Source organism: Pseudomonas sp. PDM20, assembly GCF_014852575.3.
GTDB lineage: Bacteria > Pseudomonadota > Gammaproteobacteria > Pseudomonadales > Pseudomonadaceae > Pseudomonas.
The window spans coordinates 6,027,410-6,042,649 of sequence record NZ_CM181224.1 but is presented as its reverse complement, the minus strand read 5'-3'; the positions used below and the strand labels follow the sequence as shown (position 1 = coordinate 6,042,649).

Here is a 15,240-nt window from a genome sequence, read left to right as displayed (position 1 = left end):
TACACGCAATGCGTACATCTCGCCCGTATTGGAGATAGCCCATGGACAACGTTCTCGAATTCAAACGCGGTCGCGTACCGCTGCTGATCAGCATGCCGCACCCCGGCACCCGCCTGACCCCGGCCGTGGAAAACGGCCTGGTAGATGAAGCCCGCGAGCTGGCCGACACCGACTGGCACATCCCGCAGCTCTATGCCTTCGCCGACGAACTGGGCGCCAGCACCCTGGCTGCCGGCTACTCGCGCTACGTCATCGACCTCAACCGCCCGGCCGACGACAAACCGCTGTACAGCACCGCCACCACCGGCCTCTACCCGGATACCTTGTTCGACGGCCGCCCGCTGTTCAAGGACGGCCGGACGCCGTCGCCCGAAGAGCGCGCGCGCTACCTCGCCGAAGTCTGGACGCCCTACCACCGCACCCTGGCCGGGGAGCTAGCGCGCCTGAAGGCCGAATTCGGCTACGCGCTGCTGTGGGACGCCCACTCAATTGCCTCGGTGATCCCGCACCTGTTCGACGGCAAGCTGCCGGACTTCAACATCGGCACCAACAGCGGCGCGAGCTGCGACGCGGAACTGGCCGAGCGACTGGTCGCGGTGTGCGCCGATGCTCCGGCCTACCGGCACATCCTCAACGGCCGCTTCAAGGGCGGGCACATCACCCGCCAGTACGGCCAGCCGCAGGACAACGTGCACGCGGTGCAACTGGAGCTCGCGCAGTGCAACTACATGGATGAGCGCGCGCCCTTCGGCTACCGCGAAGACCTCGCCGCACCGACCGCCCAGGTGCTCCGGCGCCTGCTGGAAACCTTCATCGCCTGGGGCCGCGAGCGCTACGGCCGCTGAGTTTTACGCAGCTTCCTGCCGCGCCGGGACTGTCGGCGCGGCGCCGTCGGACCACGCATCCCGGCGGCGCTTCCCTGGTGCGGCAGGGGGCTGTCTTTTCATTCGCAACATCGCTTCAGGAACGCACACCTTCCAGCGTGCATTCGATGTGCTCGACGCACCGCTGATCGTTCGCCCAGTCGGCCAGGATCGCGCGCAGCTGGGCTTCGTCGCTGGTCGCGACGGCGAGCAACTGCTCCTGCTGCCAGCTTTCCTCTTCCTCCAGCTCGTGATCGTGCTGCTCGTGCGGGTGGCCTTCCGAGCATTGGCGGCACAGCACGCGCACGTTCTTCGACCAGGATTCGTTGGCGATCTCCAGCTCATCCAGGTGTTGCTGCAGCTCGTCGAGGTCTTCCGGCGAGCCGAGGCGGAGGTCGATTTCGTAGGTGCTGTGCGGGGAGGCGGTGAACAGCTCGAGGACGTTGAACACCGGATATTCGCGGCCCTGGTTTTCGCGGTAGCCGACCGCGGCGCCGTCGTGCAGGACGATGTCGCCATGGCGGAAGCCTGAATCCGGGTAGGGGATATTCAGCAGGCTGGCGCGCACCGGGTCGATGCGCTGTGCCCATACGACCTCGGCACTCTCGTCGGCATTCAGGCGCACCGGGGTCATGCCGAAGTCGGCCTCGATGGGCTGGTCACCCAGCTCGATGGCGATCCCGAGCCGGTTCCACACGGCCCGCGCGCAGCTCCAGTCGCGCAGCGCCGTGGCGGCGATGGCGAGGTTCCAGTTGGCCGCTTCATCGCCCGGCGTCAGGTCGACGGCCTGCTGGTTGTAGCGCTGCGAAGCCGGCCAGTCGCCGCGGTATTTGTAGATCAGGCCGATGTTGTAGTGGGTTTCCGACTTCTCCGGTGCGAGCTCGATGGCCTGGAGATACAGCGCCAGGGCCGCATCGCTATCGCCCTGGTCGTCCAGGTTCATGGCTTGTTGGTGCAGTGCGTCGGCTTGCTCGCGAGACATGGCTTTCCTTGTCGATTCCGGTTCAACGGTGTCCTGAAACGCCCATGAGTGAAGACGGGCGCAGATGGGGCGCCACTTTAAACCAAGGATGTTGATCCGCCTGGTCTGCTTGCCCGCACTGCCGGGAAAACTATTCGAAGCGGTGCTGCGCCAGTTGCTTCTCGGCATGCCGCACCAGCATTTCCAGCAGCAGCGCCTGGGTGTGCGGCGGGGTTTCGTCGGCGCGGGTCAGGGCATAGAGCGTCACCTTTACGGTGGGTGACAAGGTTCGCTGCACTGTCAGGCGCTCGTCTGCACCCAGGGCGGTAAAGGGGTCGACCAGCGCCAGTCCGGTGCCGGCTTCCACCAGTGTTCTTGCCAACGCATAGGTCTGCACCGCGATGCGCACGCGCGGTGGCGGTTCGACGTTGGCCAGATGGCTTTCCAGGCGGGCGGACAGCGGGTCGGAAGTGGACAGCCCGATCATCGGTTCGCCGGCCAGTTCGTTCAGTGTCAGGGGCTGGCCGAGGTGCTCCGCCGGCCAGTGGCCGCGCGGCGCCAGGGCGACCAGCGGGCCGCTGGCGATGGGCTGCGAGCGCAGGCCGGGGTGGTCGGTCTGCTGCAGGGTGAGGGCGAGGTCGAGTTCGCGCATCAGCAGGTTCTGCACCAGCTCGCGGGAGTGCTGGGTCGCCAGTTCGCAGCTGCTCTGCGGGTAGCGGTCGGTCCATTCGCGAATCACTGGCGGCAGCAGCGATAGCGCCATCGCCGGCGTGGCGCCCACGCGCAGGCGGTTTTCCGGCTGGCCGCGCAGGCTCTGCGCGAGGCGCCGCACGCCCTGCAGGCTTTCGCTGACCTTGGCCACTTCGCGCTCCAGCTCCAGCGCCTCGGGTGTCGCCTGCAACTTGCCGCGAACACGGAGAAAGAGCGGGAAGCCCAACTGCTGCTCGGCATGCTGCAGCACCTTGGTCACCGCCGGCTGCGAGACGTGCAGCAATTGCGCGGCGCCGCTGACCGAGCCGGTCTCGCGGATGGCCTGGAACACTTCGATATGGCGCAGGCGCATGGCTTGCCTCCGTAGGCGGATTCGCCAGGGTATAACCCTGGTTTATGGGTTACCCATATTTATTCATTGTTCGCCGCCTGTCACCCGCGCCTAAGGTCGAGGCCAGGTTTGGATGGGCAGTGAGACGGCAATGGCACAGCGGGTTTGCATCATCGGCGCGGGCGTGGTCGGGCTGGCCACGGCCCAGGCGCTGGTCCTCGAAGGCTTCGACGTCACCGTGCTGGAGGCGCGGGATCAGGCCGGGCTGGAAACCAGCTTCGCCAACGGCGGCCAGCTGTCCTACCGCTATGTCGCGCCGCTGGCCGATGCCGGCGTGCCGCAGCAGGCGCTGGGCTGGCTGCTGCGCGGGGACTCGCCGCTGCGCCTGCGCCCACGCCTGGACCCGGCGCAATGGCGCTGGCTGCTGGAGTTCACCGCCGCCTGCCGGCGCTCGGTGAACCAGGCCAACGCCAAACACCTTCTGCGTCTTGCGCTGTTCAGCCAGGCTACATTGGCGCAGTGGCGCGAGGATGGGCTGGACGGCTTCGACTGGCGGCGCAACGGCAAGCTGGTGGCCTTCCGCGATGAAGGCAGCTTCCTCAGTGCGAGGCAGAACCTGTCCGACCCTGCCGAACAATTCGTCCTCTCGGCGCAGCAATGCCGCGAGCTGGACCCGGCGCTGGAGCGCGCGCCCTTCGTCGGTGGCATCCATACGCCGGACGAGGAGGTTGCCGACTGCTTCCTGTTCTGCCAGCGGCTGGCGGAGCGCCTTCAGGCTTCCGGGCGCTGCCGCATCCTCTATGGCCATCCGGCATCCCGGCTGATTCTGTGCAATGGCGCGGTGGTCGGGGTGGAGGCGGGCGGGCAGAGCTTCAAGGCCGATCACGTCGTGCTCGCCGCCGGCTACCGCAGCGCAGCACTGCTGCCGCGCGGGCCGCGTCTGCCGCTCTATCCGCTGAAGGGCTACAGCCTGACCGCGCCGATCCGCGCCAATGATCACGCGCCGGACGTGAGCCTGACCGACTACGACCGCAAGGTGGTCTACGCGCGCATCGGCGAGCGCCTGCGCATTGCCGCCATGGTCGACATCGTCGGCTTCGACCCGAGCCTGGAGCCCAAGCGGCTGGCGCTGATCCGCCAGCAGGCGGCGGATACCCTGCCAGACGCCTGCGATTACGGCGCCGCTATCGAATGGGCCGGCATGCGCCCGGCCACACCCACTGGCGTGCCGCTGGTGGGCGCCTGCGGGCCGCGCGGCCTGTGGCTCAACCTCGGTCACGGCGCTCTCGGTTTTACCTTGGCCTGCGGCAGCGCACAGCTGATCGCCGCGCAGATCAGTGGGAGCAAACCCGCCATCGACACCAGCGGCCTGACCCCCGAACGGCTGGCCGGCTGATTCCATCGGATTTAGGAGACCCACCATGCAACTCACACGCATCGCCACCAACGACCGCCTATCCGGCGCTATGGTCTTCGGCTCGCTGGTTTTCCTCTCCGGGCAGGTGCCCGGTCAGGCCACCGATATCCAGGACCAGACCCGCGAGGTGCTGGCGAAGATCGACGCACTACTGGCTGAAGCCGGCACCGGGAAGGCGAACATCCTCAGCGCGACCATTTACCTGAAGGACATCGCCGCGGACTTCGAAGCCATGAACGGCATCTGGTCCGCCTGGCTGCCCGAAGGCTGCGCGCCGACCCGCACCACGGTGCAGGCGCTGCTGGCGCGGCCGTCGGTGCTGGTGGAAATCACGGTGATCGCCGCGCGCCCTTGAACTACGACTCACAACAACAAGAGGGACCGAACTCATGAAACGACTCGCACTGGGAATACTGGCGGCGTCCAGCCTGGTCTGCGCGCTGGCGCAGGCGAACGAAGCGCTGGATGGCACGTTGAAGAAAGTCGACGATCGAGGCGCGATAACCCTGGGTTATCGCGACGCCTCGGTGCCGTTCTCCTACCTGGGCGACAACAGCGGGCAGCCCATGGGCTACTCGGTGGACCTGGCCGGAAAGGTGGTTGAACGCATCAAGCAGAAGCTCGACAAGCCGGACCTGAAAGTGAAGTACAACCTGGTGACCTCGCAGACACGCATCCCGCTGGTGCAGAACGGCACGGTCGACCTGGAATGCGGCTCCACCGGCGTCACCGCAGAGCGCCAGAAGCAGGTCGCCTTCTCCTACGGCTTCATCTACGTGAAGGGCCAGTTGCTGACCGCCAAGGACAGCGGCATCCAGGGCTTCGATGACCTCAAGGGCAAGAACGTGGTGACCACCGCCGGCACCACCAACGAGCGCTACCTCAAGGCCTACAACGCCGAGCACAAGCTGGGCATGAACGTGGTCAGCGCCAAGGACCATGGCGAAGCCTTCCTCATGCTGCAATCCGGCCGCGCGGTAGCCTTCTACATGGATGACGCATTGCTCTACGGCGAGAAGGCCAAGGCGCGCGACCCGCATCATTGGGTAGTGGTGGGCGAGCCGCAGTCGCGGGAAATCTATGCCTGCATGGTGCGCCGCGACGATCCGCAGTTCCTCGCGCTGGTCAACCAGACGCTGGCCGACCTCTACGCCTCGGGCGAGATCAAGGGCATCTACCAGCGCTGGTTCGAGCAGCCGATCCCGCCGAAGAATCTCAACCTGGAGTTCCCCATGACCGCCGAGCTGCAGGCGATCATCGCCAAGCCCACCAGCGAACCGGTGCAGTAACGCTGCTAGCGCTGCAGGCCGAGGTGGCGAATGAGCGGCTGCGCCTCGGCCAGGCGTTCCCAGACGTCGTCGAGCAATTCGGCGGGGTAGTAGGAGGGCAGGCGCGGCAGTTCCTGGCGCGGTACCCAGGCGACCTCGCGGATATCGAACTCGTCGCCGCCCAGGCCGCGCAGGTTGTCCAGGCTGACCCGGCCATCCCAGGCATCCACGCGGTAGAACAGCTCCATGTGGAAGCGCCCGGCCACTGGCTCGGCGAACTCGCGCACGTAGACCAGCGGGCCGACTTCCACCGCCAGCCCGGTTTCCTCCCGGCACTCGCGGCGCACCGTGTCGCGGGTGGACTCGTCCTTGTCCGACTCGAAGCCGCCGCCCGGCGGAATCCAGTAAACGTCCCCGGCTACCTCGTGTCGCACCAGCAGGATCTCGTCGTTGCGCAGCAGCAGGCCGGCGGCGCGGATGCGGTGTTGCAGGGGGAGAGTCATTGCCACTCGAGCCTCGCCAGTTTCCATTCAGAACCTTCGCGCCACCACTCCAGCTTCACGGCGTAATGCCCGGCGCTGTCGGGGATGAGGTTCTCGGCGCCGGTAAGGGCGACCTGCGCGTCGGTATGGCCGCGATTGGTATAGGTCGGGTCGATCCGGCTCTCGCTGCTGATCAGGATCACCTTGACCTGCTGGTGGCGCAGGAACATCAGCGTCATGGTGCGCCTGGCCCAGTCGCGGTCGAACTCGCCATTGGCGCGGAAATCGCCGGCCAACTGATCGATCACGGCCCCGCTATTCTTGGCTTCGAGGTTGTCCTGCAATTGCTTGACGGCGGCGTCCAGTTGCGCGCGCGGGTCGTCCCGGCCGCAACCGGTCAAGGCAAGCAGCAGGATGAATAGAGAAAGAAACAACTTCCGTGGCATGGCTCACTAACTCCCTTATGGGTTTTTCGCTGGCCCGAGTATCATGCCCGACACCGTGGGGGCCGAAGACTTTCGATGGAAGTCGCGCCGCGGCAACGCGACTTTCTATTGGGTGGCGACAGGCCCTAGGATGGTTACTGGTCCGGAGCGACCGTACGCACTGATCCAGGAGCGAGCCATGCAAACTTTGTATCCGGAAATCAAGCCTCACGCGCGCCATGAACTGGCCGTCGAAGAGCCGCACGTCCTCTATGTGGACGAGAGTGGCACGCCCGACGGACTGCCGGTTCTGTTCATCCATGGCGGCCCGGGCTCCGGTTGCGATGCCATGTCGCGGCGCTTCTTCGATCCCAATATCTACCGCATCGTCACCTTCGACCAGCGCGGCTGTGGCCGCTCCACGCCCTACGCGAGCCTGGAGAACAACACCACCTGGCACCTGGTCGAGGATATCGAGCGTATCCGCGAGCACCTGGGCATCGACAAGTGGGTGCTGTTCGGCGGCTCCTGGGGCTCGACCCTCTCGCTGGCCTACGCCCAGGCTCATCCCGAGCGTGTGCTGGCGCTGATCGTACGCGGCATCTTCCTCTGCCGCCCGCAGGAAATCCGCTGGTTCTACCAGGAAGGCGCGAGCCGCCTGTTCCCCGATTACTGGGAGGACTACCTGGCGCCGATTCCCGCCGATGAGCACGACGACCTGCTGCACGCCTTCCACCGCCGCCTGACCGGCCCGGACCAGATCGCCCAGATGCACGCCGCCCGTGCCTGGTCCACCTGGGAAGGCCGTACCGCCACGCTGCGACCGAACCCGGCGGTGGTCGAACGCTTCGCCGACCCGCACCGCTCGCTGTCCATCGCCCGGATCGAGAACCACTACTTCGTCAATGACGGCTTCCTCGAGCCCGACCAGTTGCTGCGCGACATGCACAAGATCGCCCACCTGCCGGGCGTGATCGTCCACGGCCGCTATGACGTGGTCTGCCCGCTGGACAACGCCTGGGCGCTGCACAAGGCCTGGCCCAACAGCGAACTGCAGATCGTCCGCGACGCCGGCCACGTGGCCGGTGAGCCGGGCATCACCGATGCGCTGGTGCGCGCCACCAACGAGATCGGCCGGCGCCTGCTGAACCTGCCGCCGGAGGCTGAATGAAGGGTCTGATCCAGCGGGTGCGTGGCGCCCGCGTCGAGGTCGACGGCGAAATCGTCGGCGCCATCGATCATGGGCTGCTGGCCCTGGTGGGGGTAGAACCCCAGGATGATGAAGAGTCAGTGAACCGTTTGTTGCACAAGCTGCTTAACTATCGAGTGTTTGGCGACGATGAAGGTAAAATGAACCTTTCATTGAGCGATGTCGGTGGCGGTCTGCTGCTGGTCTCGCAGTTCACCCTGGCCGCGGATACCCGAAAGGGGCTGCGACCGAGCTTTTCCAGCGCGGCGCCACCTGAAAAGGGCGCCGCGTTGTTCGATCTACTCGTGGAACAGGCGCGAGAGCGTCATCCGCTGGTCGCCACTGGCCGTTTTGGCGCCAACATGCAGGTCCACCTGGTCAATGACGGCCCGGTGACCTTTCTACTGGAGGCTTGAACGCGCGGCAGCTTGTCATATCGCCGTGGGATGATGGTTAGGGCTTATGCACTTAGAACAATGCGCCTCCGGGAGCCTGAAGTACCCGTGGAAAAAATCGGGGAATCATTCAGGCTCACCGGGGTCGGAATTCAATCGCCAGCAGATTGGCATCGCCTTTGCTGGCTTTAATCGTTTTGTGTTCACGGACGAGGGGGACTCGTGATTTTCCGTTCCGTTCAACAACCGCTTTCGCGCCAAATCCTTCGCGGACTGGTCGGCTCCGCCCTGTTGGCGTTGAGCGCTACCCATGCCTGGGCCTTCAATCTCGACGACGTTGGCGAAAAGGCCAAGGCGCTGGCTGCAGAGAAGTACAGCGCACCGACGAGCAACCTGCCATCGGAATTCAGCGAAATGAAGTTCGCCGATTACCAGCAGATTCGCTTCCGTAACGAGAAGGCCTACTGGGCCGACGAGAAGACCCCCTTCAAGATCAGCTTCTATCACCAGGGCATGCACTTCGACACCCCGGTGAAGATCAACGAAGTCACGGCGACCGACGTCAAGGAGATCAAATACGATCCCTCCCGTTTCGACTTCGGTTCCCTGAAGTTCGACGCCAATGCCACCAAAGACCTGGGCTACGCCGGCTTCCGCCTGCTGTACCCGATCAACTCGCCGGACAAGCAGGACGAGATCGCCACCTTCCTCGGGGCGAGCTACTTCCGCATCATCGGCAAGGACCAGTGGTGGGGCCTGTCCGCCCGTGGCCTGGCGCTGGACACCGCGCTGCCGTCGGGTGAGGAATTCCCGCGCTTCCGCGAGTTCTGGATCGAAAAACCCAAGCCCAAGGACAAGCACCTGGTGATCTTCGCGCTGCTGGATTCGCCCCGTGCGACTGGCGCGTACCGCTTCACCATCCGTCCGGGCAACGACACCGTGGTCGATGTGAAGGCCCGCGTGTTCCTGCGCGACAAGGTGACCAAGCTGGGTCTGGCGCCGCTGACCAGCATGTTCCTGTTCGGCTCCAACCAGCCGTCGCCGGAGCACAACTTCCGTCCGGAGCTGCATGACTCCACCGGCCTGCAGATCCATGCTGGCAACGACGAGTGGATCTGGCGCCCGCTGAACAACCCGAAACACCTGTCCGTCAGTGCCTACAGCGTCGAGAATCCGAAAGGCTTCGGTCTGCTGCAGCGTGGCCGCGAGTTCTCCCGCTACGAAGACCTCGACGACCGCTACGACCTGCGCCCGTCGGCCTGGGTCGAGCCGCAGGGCGACTGGGGCAAGGGCACCATCGAGCTGGTGGAGATCCCGACCCCGGACGAGACCAACGACAACATCGTTGCCTTCTGGAACCCCGAGAAGCGCCCGGAAGCCGGCGAGCCGCTGGACTTCGCCTACCGCATGCGCTGGACCAAGGACGAGCAGGCCCTGCACGATCCGAAGAACGCCTGGGTCATGCAGACCCTGCGCTCGGTCGGTGACGTGAAGCAGAAGAACCTGATCCGCCAGCCGGATGGCAGTGTCGCCCTGGTCGTCGATTTCGTCGGCCCGACCCTGAAGGCGCTGGCAGGCGATGCCCCGGTGAGCACCCAGGTGAGCACCGACGACAACGCAGAAGTGAAGGAAAACAGCCTGCGCTACAACGCAGTGACCCAGGGCTGGCGTCTGACCCTGCGGATCAAGGTCAAGGATCCGAAGAAGCCGACGGAAATGCGCGCTGCCCTGGTAAACGGTGGCCAGACCATTTCCGAAACCTGGAGCTACCAGCTGCCTGCCGATGAATAACTCCACCGCTACCACCGCGCCGGTGGCCGATTATCTCGCGCACCTGCCGCTGTCGGCGCAGGAGCGTGAGCGGCTGGCCAAGGCCGGTTCCATCAGCGAGCTGCACGAGCAGCTCGCTGGCGACGTCGAGGGTGATGACGCTGCGCTGGCTTCGGTCGGCGCACGTCTGCGCCACGGCTACGGCCAGGACCTCGACGATGCCCAGATGCTGGGCATGGACGACAACGGTCGTACCTACCTCAAGGCCGCGCCGCCGATCCAGCGCACCAAGGTGATCCCCGAACCCTGGCGCACCAACCCGATCATGCGCGGCTGGCGCCGCCTGACCGGTCGCAGCAACCCCTCCAAGCCCTCCCGCGACCTGCCCAAGGCGCGCTGGCAGCGGGTCGGCTCGCTGCGCCGGTTCATCCTGGTCCTGCTCATGCTCGGCCAGACCAGCGTCGCCACCTACTACATGAAAGGCATCCTGCCCTACCAGGGCTGGGCCTTCGTCGATCTCGAAGAAATCAACCGCCAGACCTTCCTGCAGACCCTGGAGCAGGTGCTGCCGTACGTCATCCAGTTCGGCGTGCTGGCGCTCTTCGCCATCCTCTTCTGCTGGGTCTCGGCAGGTTTCTGGACTGCCCTGATGGGCTTCTGGGAACTGCTCACCGGCCGCGACCGCTACCGCATTTCCGGCAGCAGCGCGGGCAGCGAGCCGATCGCCGCCGACGCACGCACCGCCATCGTCATGCCGATCTGCAACGAGGATGTTCCGCGCGTCTTCGCCGGCCTGCGGGCGACCTACGAGTCGGTCGCGGCCAGCGGCGAGCTGGATCGCTTCGACTTCTTCGTGCTCAGCGACACCAACCAGCCCGACATTGCCATGGCCGAAGAAAAGGCCTGGATCGAGCTGTGCAAGGAAGCCCTGGGCTTCGGTCGCATCTTCTACCGTCGCCGCCGGCGCCGGGTGAAGCGCAAGAGCGGCAACATCGATGACTTCTGCCGTCGCTGGGGTGGCCAGTACAAGTACATGGTCGTCATGGACGCGGACAGCGTGATGAGCGGCGATTGCCTGACCAAGCTGGTGCGCCTGATGGAGGCCAACCCCGAGGCTGGCATCATCCAGACCGCGCCCAAGGCGTCGGGCATGGACACCCTCTACGCGCGCATGCAGCAGTTCGCCACCCGCGTCTACGGTCCGCTGTTCACCGCCGGCCTGCACTTCTGGCAGCTGGGCGAATCCCACTACTGGGGCCACAACGCGATCATCCGGGTGAAACCCTTCATCGAGCACTGCGCCCTGGCGCCGCTGCCGGGCAAGGGTTCCTTCGCTGGCGCGATCCTCTCCCACGACTTCGTCGAAGCCGCGCTGATGCGCCGTGCCGGCTGGGGCGTGTGGATCGCCTACGACCTGGAAGGCAGCTACGAGGAATTGCCGCCCAACCTGCTGGACGAGCTCAAGCGCGACCGCCGCTGGTGCCACGGCAACCTGATGAACTTCCGCCTGTTCCTGGTCAAGGGTATGCACCCGGTGCACCGCGCGGTGTTCCTCACCGGCGTGATGTCCTACCTGTCGGCGCCGCTGTGGTTCTTCTTCCTGGTGCTGTCCACCGCGCTGCTGGCGGTGCACCAGCTGATGGAGCCGCAGTACTTCCTGGAGCCGCGCCAGCTGTTCCCGATCTGGCCGCAGTGGCACCCGGAGAAGGCCATCGCCCTGTTCTCCACCACCCTGACCCTGCTGTTCCTGCCCAAGCTGCTCAGCGTCATGCTGATCTGGGCCAAGGGCGCCAAGGGCTACGGCGGTGTGATCAAGGTGACCCTGAGCATGCTGCTGGAGATGTTCTTCTCCGTGCTGCTCGCCCCGGTGCGCATGCTCTTCCATACCCGCTTCGTGCTGGCCGCGTTCCTCGGCTGGGAAGCCCAGTGGAAGTCGCCGCAGCGTGACGACGACGATACCCCGTGGAGCGAGGCGATCCGTCGCCACGGCCTGCAGACCCTGCTGGGCCTGTGCTGGGCGCTGCTGGTGGCGTGGCTGAACCCGCGCTTCCTGTGGTGGCTGTCGCCCATCGTCGGCGCCCTGATGCTGTCGATCCCGGTCTCGGTGATCAGCAGCCGGGTCAAGCTGGGCCTGGCCTCGCGCGACGAGAAACTGTTCCTCATCCCCGAGGAATACGACACCCCGCGCGAGCTGCGTGCCACCGACGAGTACACCTACCAGAACCGCTGGCAGGCGCTGAAGGACGGCTTCGTCCGTTCCGCCGTCGACCCGGTGCTGAACGCCCTGGCGTGCGCCATGGGCACCGCCCGCCACGGTCAGTCCGCCGCCATCGAAGCGACCCGTACCGCGCTGGTCGAGAAGGCGCTGGAAGCCGGCCCCGAGCAGCTCGACGGCAACCGCCGCCTGGCGCTGCTGAGTGACCCGGTGGCGCTGTCGCGCCTGCACCTGGCGCTCTGGCAGGGTGACAAGGAACAGTGGATCGGCCCCTGGCGGCAATCGCTGCAGGCCGATGCCCATGCCCCGGCCGTGCCCCTGGCGCCGGTCGCGGAGCAGGGCGCCATGGCGCTGCCCGCCGCGCAATCCTGACCCAGCGCCTTCCTCGTCCCGTCCGGGGCGAGGGAGGCGTGGCGGTTTAGCCTGTTTTCCCCGCGCACCGCTGCTGGTACCCTTCGCCAGCTATCCAGAAAAGATTGAGATATCCGCCGCATGGGGTACGCTTCGCACCCTTCTGTGCCCGGCATGCCTGGGCGCGCGCGATTCGATCGCTGGAAAAAACAAGAAGTTCTTTCACTTGCTTGGGAGTATGGGGATGAAAAAGTACCTGGCATCGCTGGTGATGGGCGTCTGCGCCCTGGTCAGCGTGAGCGCGGCTCAGGCCGGCGCCATCGATGAAGCGGCCAAGCGCGGCACCCTGCGCGTAGGCATGGACCCGACCTACATGCCGTTCGAGATGACCAACAAGCGCGGTCAGATTGTCGGTTTCGAAGTGGACCTGCTCAAGGCCATGGCCAAATCCATGAACGTCAAGCTGGAGCTGGTCTCCACCGCCTATGACGGCATCATCCCGGCCCTGCTCACCGACAAGTTCGACATGATCGGTTCGGGCATGACCCTGACCCAGGAACGCAACCTGCGCCTGAACTTCTCCGATCCCTTCATCGTGGTCGGCCAGACCCTGCTGATCCGCAAGGAACTGCAAGGCGAGATCAAGTCCTACAAGGACCTGAACGACGCGAAATACCGCATCACCTCCAAGATCGGCACCACCGGCGAATTCGTTGCCAAGAAGCAGCTGTCCAAGGCCCAGTACCACGGTTTCGACAACGAGCCCGAAGCGGTCATGGATGTGGTCAACGGCAAGGCTGACGCCTTCATCTACGACTCGCCCTACAACGTCGTCGGCGTGAGCAAGTTCGGCGCCGGCAAGCTGGTGCACCTGGACCAGCCGTTCACCTACGAGCCGCTGGCCTTTGGTCTGAAGAAGGGCGACTACGACTCGATCAACTTCATCAACAACTTCCTCAAGCAGATTCGCGAAGACGGCACCTACGATCGCCTGCATGACAAGTGGTTCAAGAACACCGACTGGCTCAAGGACATGGAATAATCCACGTCTGACGCTGGTTGACCCGACGCGCAGGCCCTGAGCCTGCGCGTTCGCATTTTCACGGTAGAGATTCGTGGCTAGAACGAAACGCGCAACCTGGCCCTGGCACGGGCTGACCGGACTGATCCTGCTGTTGATCGGTCTGGCCCTCTGGTACTCCACTTCGCTGATCTCCTACGAGTGGCGCTGGAACCGCGTCCCGCAGTACTTCGCCTACCAGGCCGAAGAACCGCTGCGCGCGGAGAGCATCTCGCGGGTCGAGAAGATCGAGGATCAGGGCGGTAACGCCCGTGTCACCCTGGTGGACGAAGACGGCAAGCAGCAGGTGCTGAGCGTGGCTGCCGACACCCTGCAGTTCTCCGAGAACGACGACGTCGCCGAGGGCGATGTGGTCGGCTCGACCCGTCACTGGGCTGCCGGCCCGCTGGCCTGGGGCCTGTGGACCACGGTGTGGATCTCCTTCGTTTCCGGCGCGTTCGGCCTGTTCATCGGCCTGTTCACCGGTCTCTGTCGCCTGTCGAAGAATCCAGCCCTGCACGACCTCTCGACGCTCTATGTCGAACTGGTACGCGGCACGCCGCTGCTGGTGCAGATCTTCATCTTCTACTTCTTCATCGGCACCGTGCTGAACCTGTCCCGCGAGTTCGCCGGTGTGGCGGCGCTGGCGCTGTTCACCGGTGCCTACGTGGCCGAGATCGTCCGCGCCGGCGTGCAGTCCATCGCCCGTGGCCAGGATGAGGCCGCGCGCTCCCTGGGGCTGAACGCCGCGCAGTCGATGCGCCACGTGATCCTGCCGCAGGCATTCAAGCGCGTGCTGCCGCCGCTGGCCGGGCAGTTCATCAGCCTGGTGAAGGACACTTCCCTGGTCTCGGTGATCGCCATCACCGAGCTGACCAAGAGCGGCCGCGAGGCGATCACCACCTCGTTCTCCACCTTCGAGATCTGGTTCTGCGTCGCCGCGCTCTACCTCGTGATCAACCTGCCGCTGTCGCATCTGGCGGGGCGTCTGGAGCGGAGGCTCGGCCAAAGTGATTGAAGTCCGTAATCTGACCAAGGTCTACGACACCCGCGGGCTGGTCGTGCGCGCGGTGGACGATGTCAGCACCGGCGTCGCCCGCGGCGAAGTGGTGGTGGTGATCGGGCCGTCCGGCTCGGGCAAGTCCACTTTCCTGCGCTGCCTGAATGGCCTGGAAGAGTTCGACTCCGGCTCGGTGAGCATCGACGGCGTTGACCTCGCCAACCCGAAGACCGACATCAACGCCTACCGCCGCGAAGTCGGCATGGTGTTCCAGCACTTCAACCTGTTCCCGCACATGACCGTGCTGGAGAACCTGTGCCTGGCGCAGAAGGTCGTGCGCAAGCGCGGCAAGGCCGAGCGCGAAGCCAAGGCCCGTGCGCTGCTGGAAAAGGTCGGTATCGGCCAGAAGGCCAACGAGTACCCGTCGCGCCTCTCCGGCGGCCAGCAGCAGCGCGTGGCGATTGCCCGTGCGCTGTGCATGGAACCGAAGGTGATGCTGTTCGACGAACCCACCTCGGCGCTCGACCCGGAAATGGTCGGCGAGGTGCTGGACGTGATGAAGACCCTGGCCGTGGAAGGCATGACCATGGTTTGCGTGACCCACGAGATGGGCTTCGCCCGCGAAGTAGCGGACCGCGTGCTGTTCTTCGATCACGGCAAGCTGCTGGAGGACGCCGCTCCGGCGGAGTTCTTCGCCCAGCCCAAGGATGCGCGTGCGCAGAGCTTCCTGCGGCAGGTGCTGTGAGTCTCATGCACTGCTGAAAAAGCCGCCTTCGGGCGGCTTTTTTGTGCCTGCCCGGAG

Annotated in this window: 15 protein-coding genes; 11 read left to right on the top strand and 4 right to left on the bottom strand. The window is 65.3% G+C overall.

What is annotated here, in order from left to right:
- Window positions 1-41: 41 nt before the first annotated feature.
- Window positions 42-845 carry an N-formylglutamate deformylase gene (gene hutG / locus IB261_RS27815; protein ID WP_192383673.1) on the top strand — a complete coding sequence of 268 codons (804 nt, stop codon included), beginning with the start codon at window positions 42-44 and terminating at the stop codon, window positions 843-845.
- A 115-nt stretch (window positions 846-960) separates the two neighbouring features.
- On the opposite strand, the gene IB261_RS27810 is transcribed toward hutG, so the two are convergent.
- On the bottom strand, window positions 961-1,845 hold the full coding sequence (locus tag IB261_RS27810; RefSeq protein WP_192383674.1) for a tetratricopeptide repeat protein: 885 nt from the start codon (window positions 1,843-1,845) through the stop codon (window positions 961-963).
- Window positions 1,846-1,975: 130 nt separating this feature from the next.
- Complete coding sequence (locus IB261_RS27805; protein ID WP_081515374.1) at window positions 1,976-2,887, bottom strand: LysR family transcriptional regulator; 912 nt, start codon at window positions 2,885-2,887, stop codon at window positions 1,976-1,978.
- A 130-nt stretch (window positions 2,888-3,017) separates the two neighbouring features.
- On the opposite strand from IB261_RS27805, the gene IB261_RS27800 reads away from it, so the two are divergent.
- Genes IB261_RS27800 through IB261_RS27790 form a run of 3 tightly spaced genes read left to right on the top strand, consistent with a single transcriptional unit; the run spans window position 3,018 to window position 5,572 of the window.
- Window positions 3,018-4,262: a D-amino acid dehydrogenase gene (locus IB261_RS27800; protein ID WP_192383675.1), complete on the top strand. Its 1,245-nt coding sequence runs from the start codon at window positions 3,018-3,020 to the stop codon at window positions 4,260-4,262.
- A 25-nt stretch (window positions 4,263-4,287) separates the two neighbouring features.
- On the top strand, window positions 4,288-4,638 hold the full coding sequence (locus IB261_RS27795; protein WP_192383676.1) for a RidA family protein: 351 nt from the start codon (window positions 4,288-4,290) through the stop codon (window positions 4,636-4,638).
- Window positions 4,639-4,672: 34 nt separating this feature from the next.
- Window positions 4,673-5,572, top strand: a complete 900-nt coding sequence (locus IB261_RS27790) for a transporter substrate-binding domain-containing protein (protein WP_192225168.1) — start codon at window positions 4,673-4,675, stop codon at window positions 5,570-5,572.
- 5 nt (window positions 5,573-5,577) lie between these two features.
- Here IB261_RS27790 and IB261_RS27785 read toward each other — a convergent pair whose 3' ends face one another.
- Both IB261_RS27785 and IB261_RS27780 read right to left on the bottom strand, forming a co-directional pair.
- Window positions 5,578-6,054, bottom strand: a complete 477-nt coding sequence (locus IB261_RS27785) for an NUDIX domain-containing protein (RefSeq protein ID WP_192383677.1) — start codon at window positions 6,052-6,054, stop codon at window positions 5,578-5,580.
- The gene (locus tag IB261_RS27780; protein ID WP_192383678.1) at window positions 6,051-6,479 is read right to left on the bottom strand and encodes a hypothetical protein; all 429 of its coding nucleotides are present in this window, start codon (window positions 6,477-6,479) and stop codon (window positions 6,051-6,053) included. The genes IB261_RS27785 and IB261_RS27780 overlap by 4 nt, the downstream gene beginning before the upstream one ends.
- Window positions 6,480-6,657: 178 nt before the next feature.
- Between IB261_RS27780 and pip the strand changes: the two genes are divergently transcribed.
- From pip to IB261_RS27745, 7 genes are all read left to right on the top strand, one after another.
- Complete coding sequence (pip, locus tag IB261_RS27775; protein ID WP_081515380.1) at window positions 6,658-7,629, top strand: prolyl aminopeptidase; 972 nt, start codon at window positions 6,658-6,660, stop codon at window positions 7,627-7,629.
- Complete coding sequence (gene dtd / locus IB261_RS27770) at window positions 7,626-8,063, top strand: D-aminoacyl-tRNA deacylase (RefSeq protein ID WP_081515381.1); 438 nt, start codon at window positions 7,626-7,628, stop codon at window positions 8,061-8,063. The genes pip and dtd overlap by 4 nt, the downstream gene beginning before the upstream one ends.
- Before the next feature lie 201 nt (window positions 8,064-8,264).
- Window positions 8,265-9,833: a glucan biosynthesis protein G gene (locus IB261_RS27765; RefSeq protein ID WP_081515382.1), complete on the top strand. Its 1,569-nt coding sequence runs from the start codon at window positions 8,265-8,267 to the stop codon at window positions 9,831-9,833.
- On the top strand, window positions 9,826-12,399 hold the full coding sequence (gene mdoH, locus IB261_RS27760) for a glucans biosynthesis glucosyltransferase MdoH (protein WP_081515383.1): 2,574 nt from the start codon (window positions 9,826-9,828) through the stop codon (window positions 12,397-12,399). The genes IB261_RS27765 and mdoH overlap by 8 nt, the downstream gene beginning before the upstream one ends.
- 223 nt (window positions 12,400-12,622) lie before the next feature.
- Window positions 12,623-13,420: a transporter substrate-binding domain-containing protein gene (locus IB261_RS27755; RefSeq protein ID WP_081515384.1), complete on the top strand. Its 798-nt coding sequence runs from the start codon at window positions 12,623-12,625 to the stop codon at window positions 13,418-13,420.
- Window positions 13,421-13,493: 73 nt separating this feature from the next.
- A complete protein-coding gene (locus IB261_RS27750; RefSeq protein ID WP_192383679.1) occupies window positions 13,494-14,456 on the top strand; it encodes an amino acid ABC transporter permease in 963 nt (320 codons plus the stop codon).
- Complete coding sequence (locus IB261_RS27745; protein WP_081515386.1) at window positions 14,449-15,183, top strand: amino acid ABC transporter ATP-binding protein; 735 nt, start codon at window positions 14,449-14,451, stop codon at window positions 15,181-15,183. The genes IB261_RS27750 and IB261_RS27745 overlap by 8 nt, the downstream gene beginning before the upstream one ends.
- Window positions 15,184-15,240: the final 57 nt, after the last annotated feature.

Coding starts and splice junctions, on each gene's coding strand:
- hutG (WP_192383673.1), top strand. CDS start 42: ATGGACAACGTTCTCGAATTCAAACGCGGTCGCGTACCGCTGCTGATC.
- IB261_RS27810 (WP_192383674.1), bottom strand. CDS start 1,845: ATGTCTCGCGAGCAAGCCGACGCACTGCACCAACAAGCCATGAACCTG.
- IB261_RS27805 (WP_081515374.1), bottom strand. CDS start 2,887: ATGCGCCTGCGCCATATCGAAGTGTTCCAGGCCATCCGCGAGACCGGC.
- IB261_RS27800 (WP_192383675.1), top strand. CDS start 3,018: ATGGCACAGCGGGTTTGCATCATCGGCGCGGGCGTGGTCGGGCTGGCC.
- IB261_RS27795 (WP_192383676.1), top strand. CDS start 4,288: ATGCAACTCACACGCATCGCCACCAACGACCGCCTATCCGGCGCTATG.
- IB261_RS27790 (WP_192225168.1), top strand. CDS start 4,673: ATGAAACGACTCGCACTGGGAATACTGGCGGCGTCCAGCCTGGTCTGC.
- IB261_RS27785 (WP_192383677.1), bottom strand. CDS start 6,054: ATGACTCTCCCCCTGCAACACCGCATCCGCGCCGCCGGCCTGCTGCTG.
- IB261_RS27780 (WP_192383678.1), bottom strand. CDS start 6,479: ATGCCACGGAAGTTGTTTCTTTCTCTATTCATCCTGCTGCTTGCCTTG.
- pip (WP_081515380.1), top strand. CDS start 6,658: ATGCAAACTTTGTATCCGGAAATCAAGCCTCACGCGCGCCATGAACTG.
- dtd (WP_081515381.1), top strand. CDS start 7,626: ATGAAGGGTCTGATCCAGCGGGTGCGTGGCGCCCGCGTCGAGGTCGAC.
- mdoH (WP_081515383.1), top strand. CDS start 9,826: ATGAATAACTCCACCGCTACCACCGCGCCGGTGGCCGATTATCTCGCG.
- IB261_RS27755 (WP_081515384.1), top strand. CDS start 12,623: ATGAAAAAGTACCTGGCATCGCTGGTGATGGGCGTCTGCGCCCTGGTC.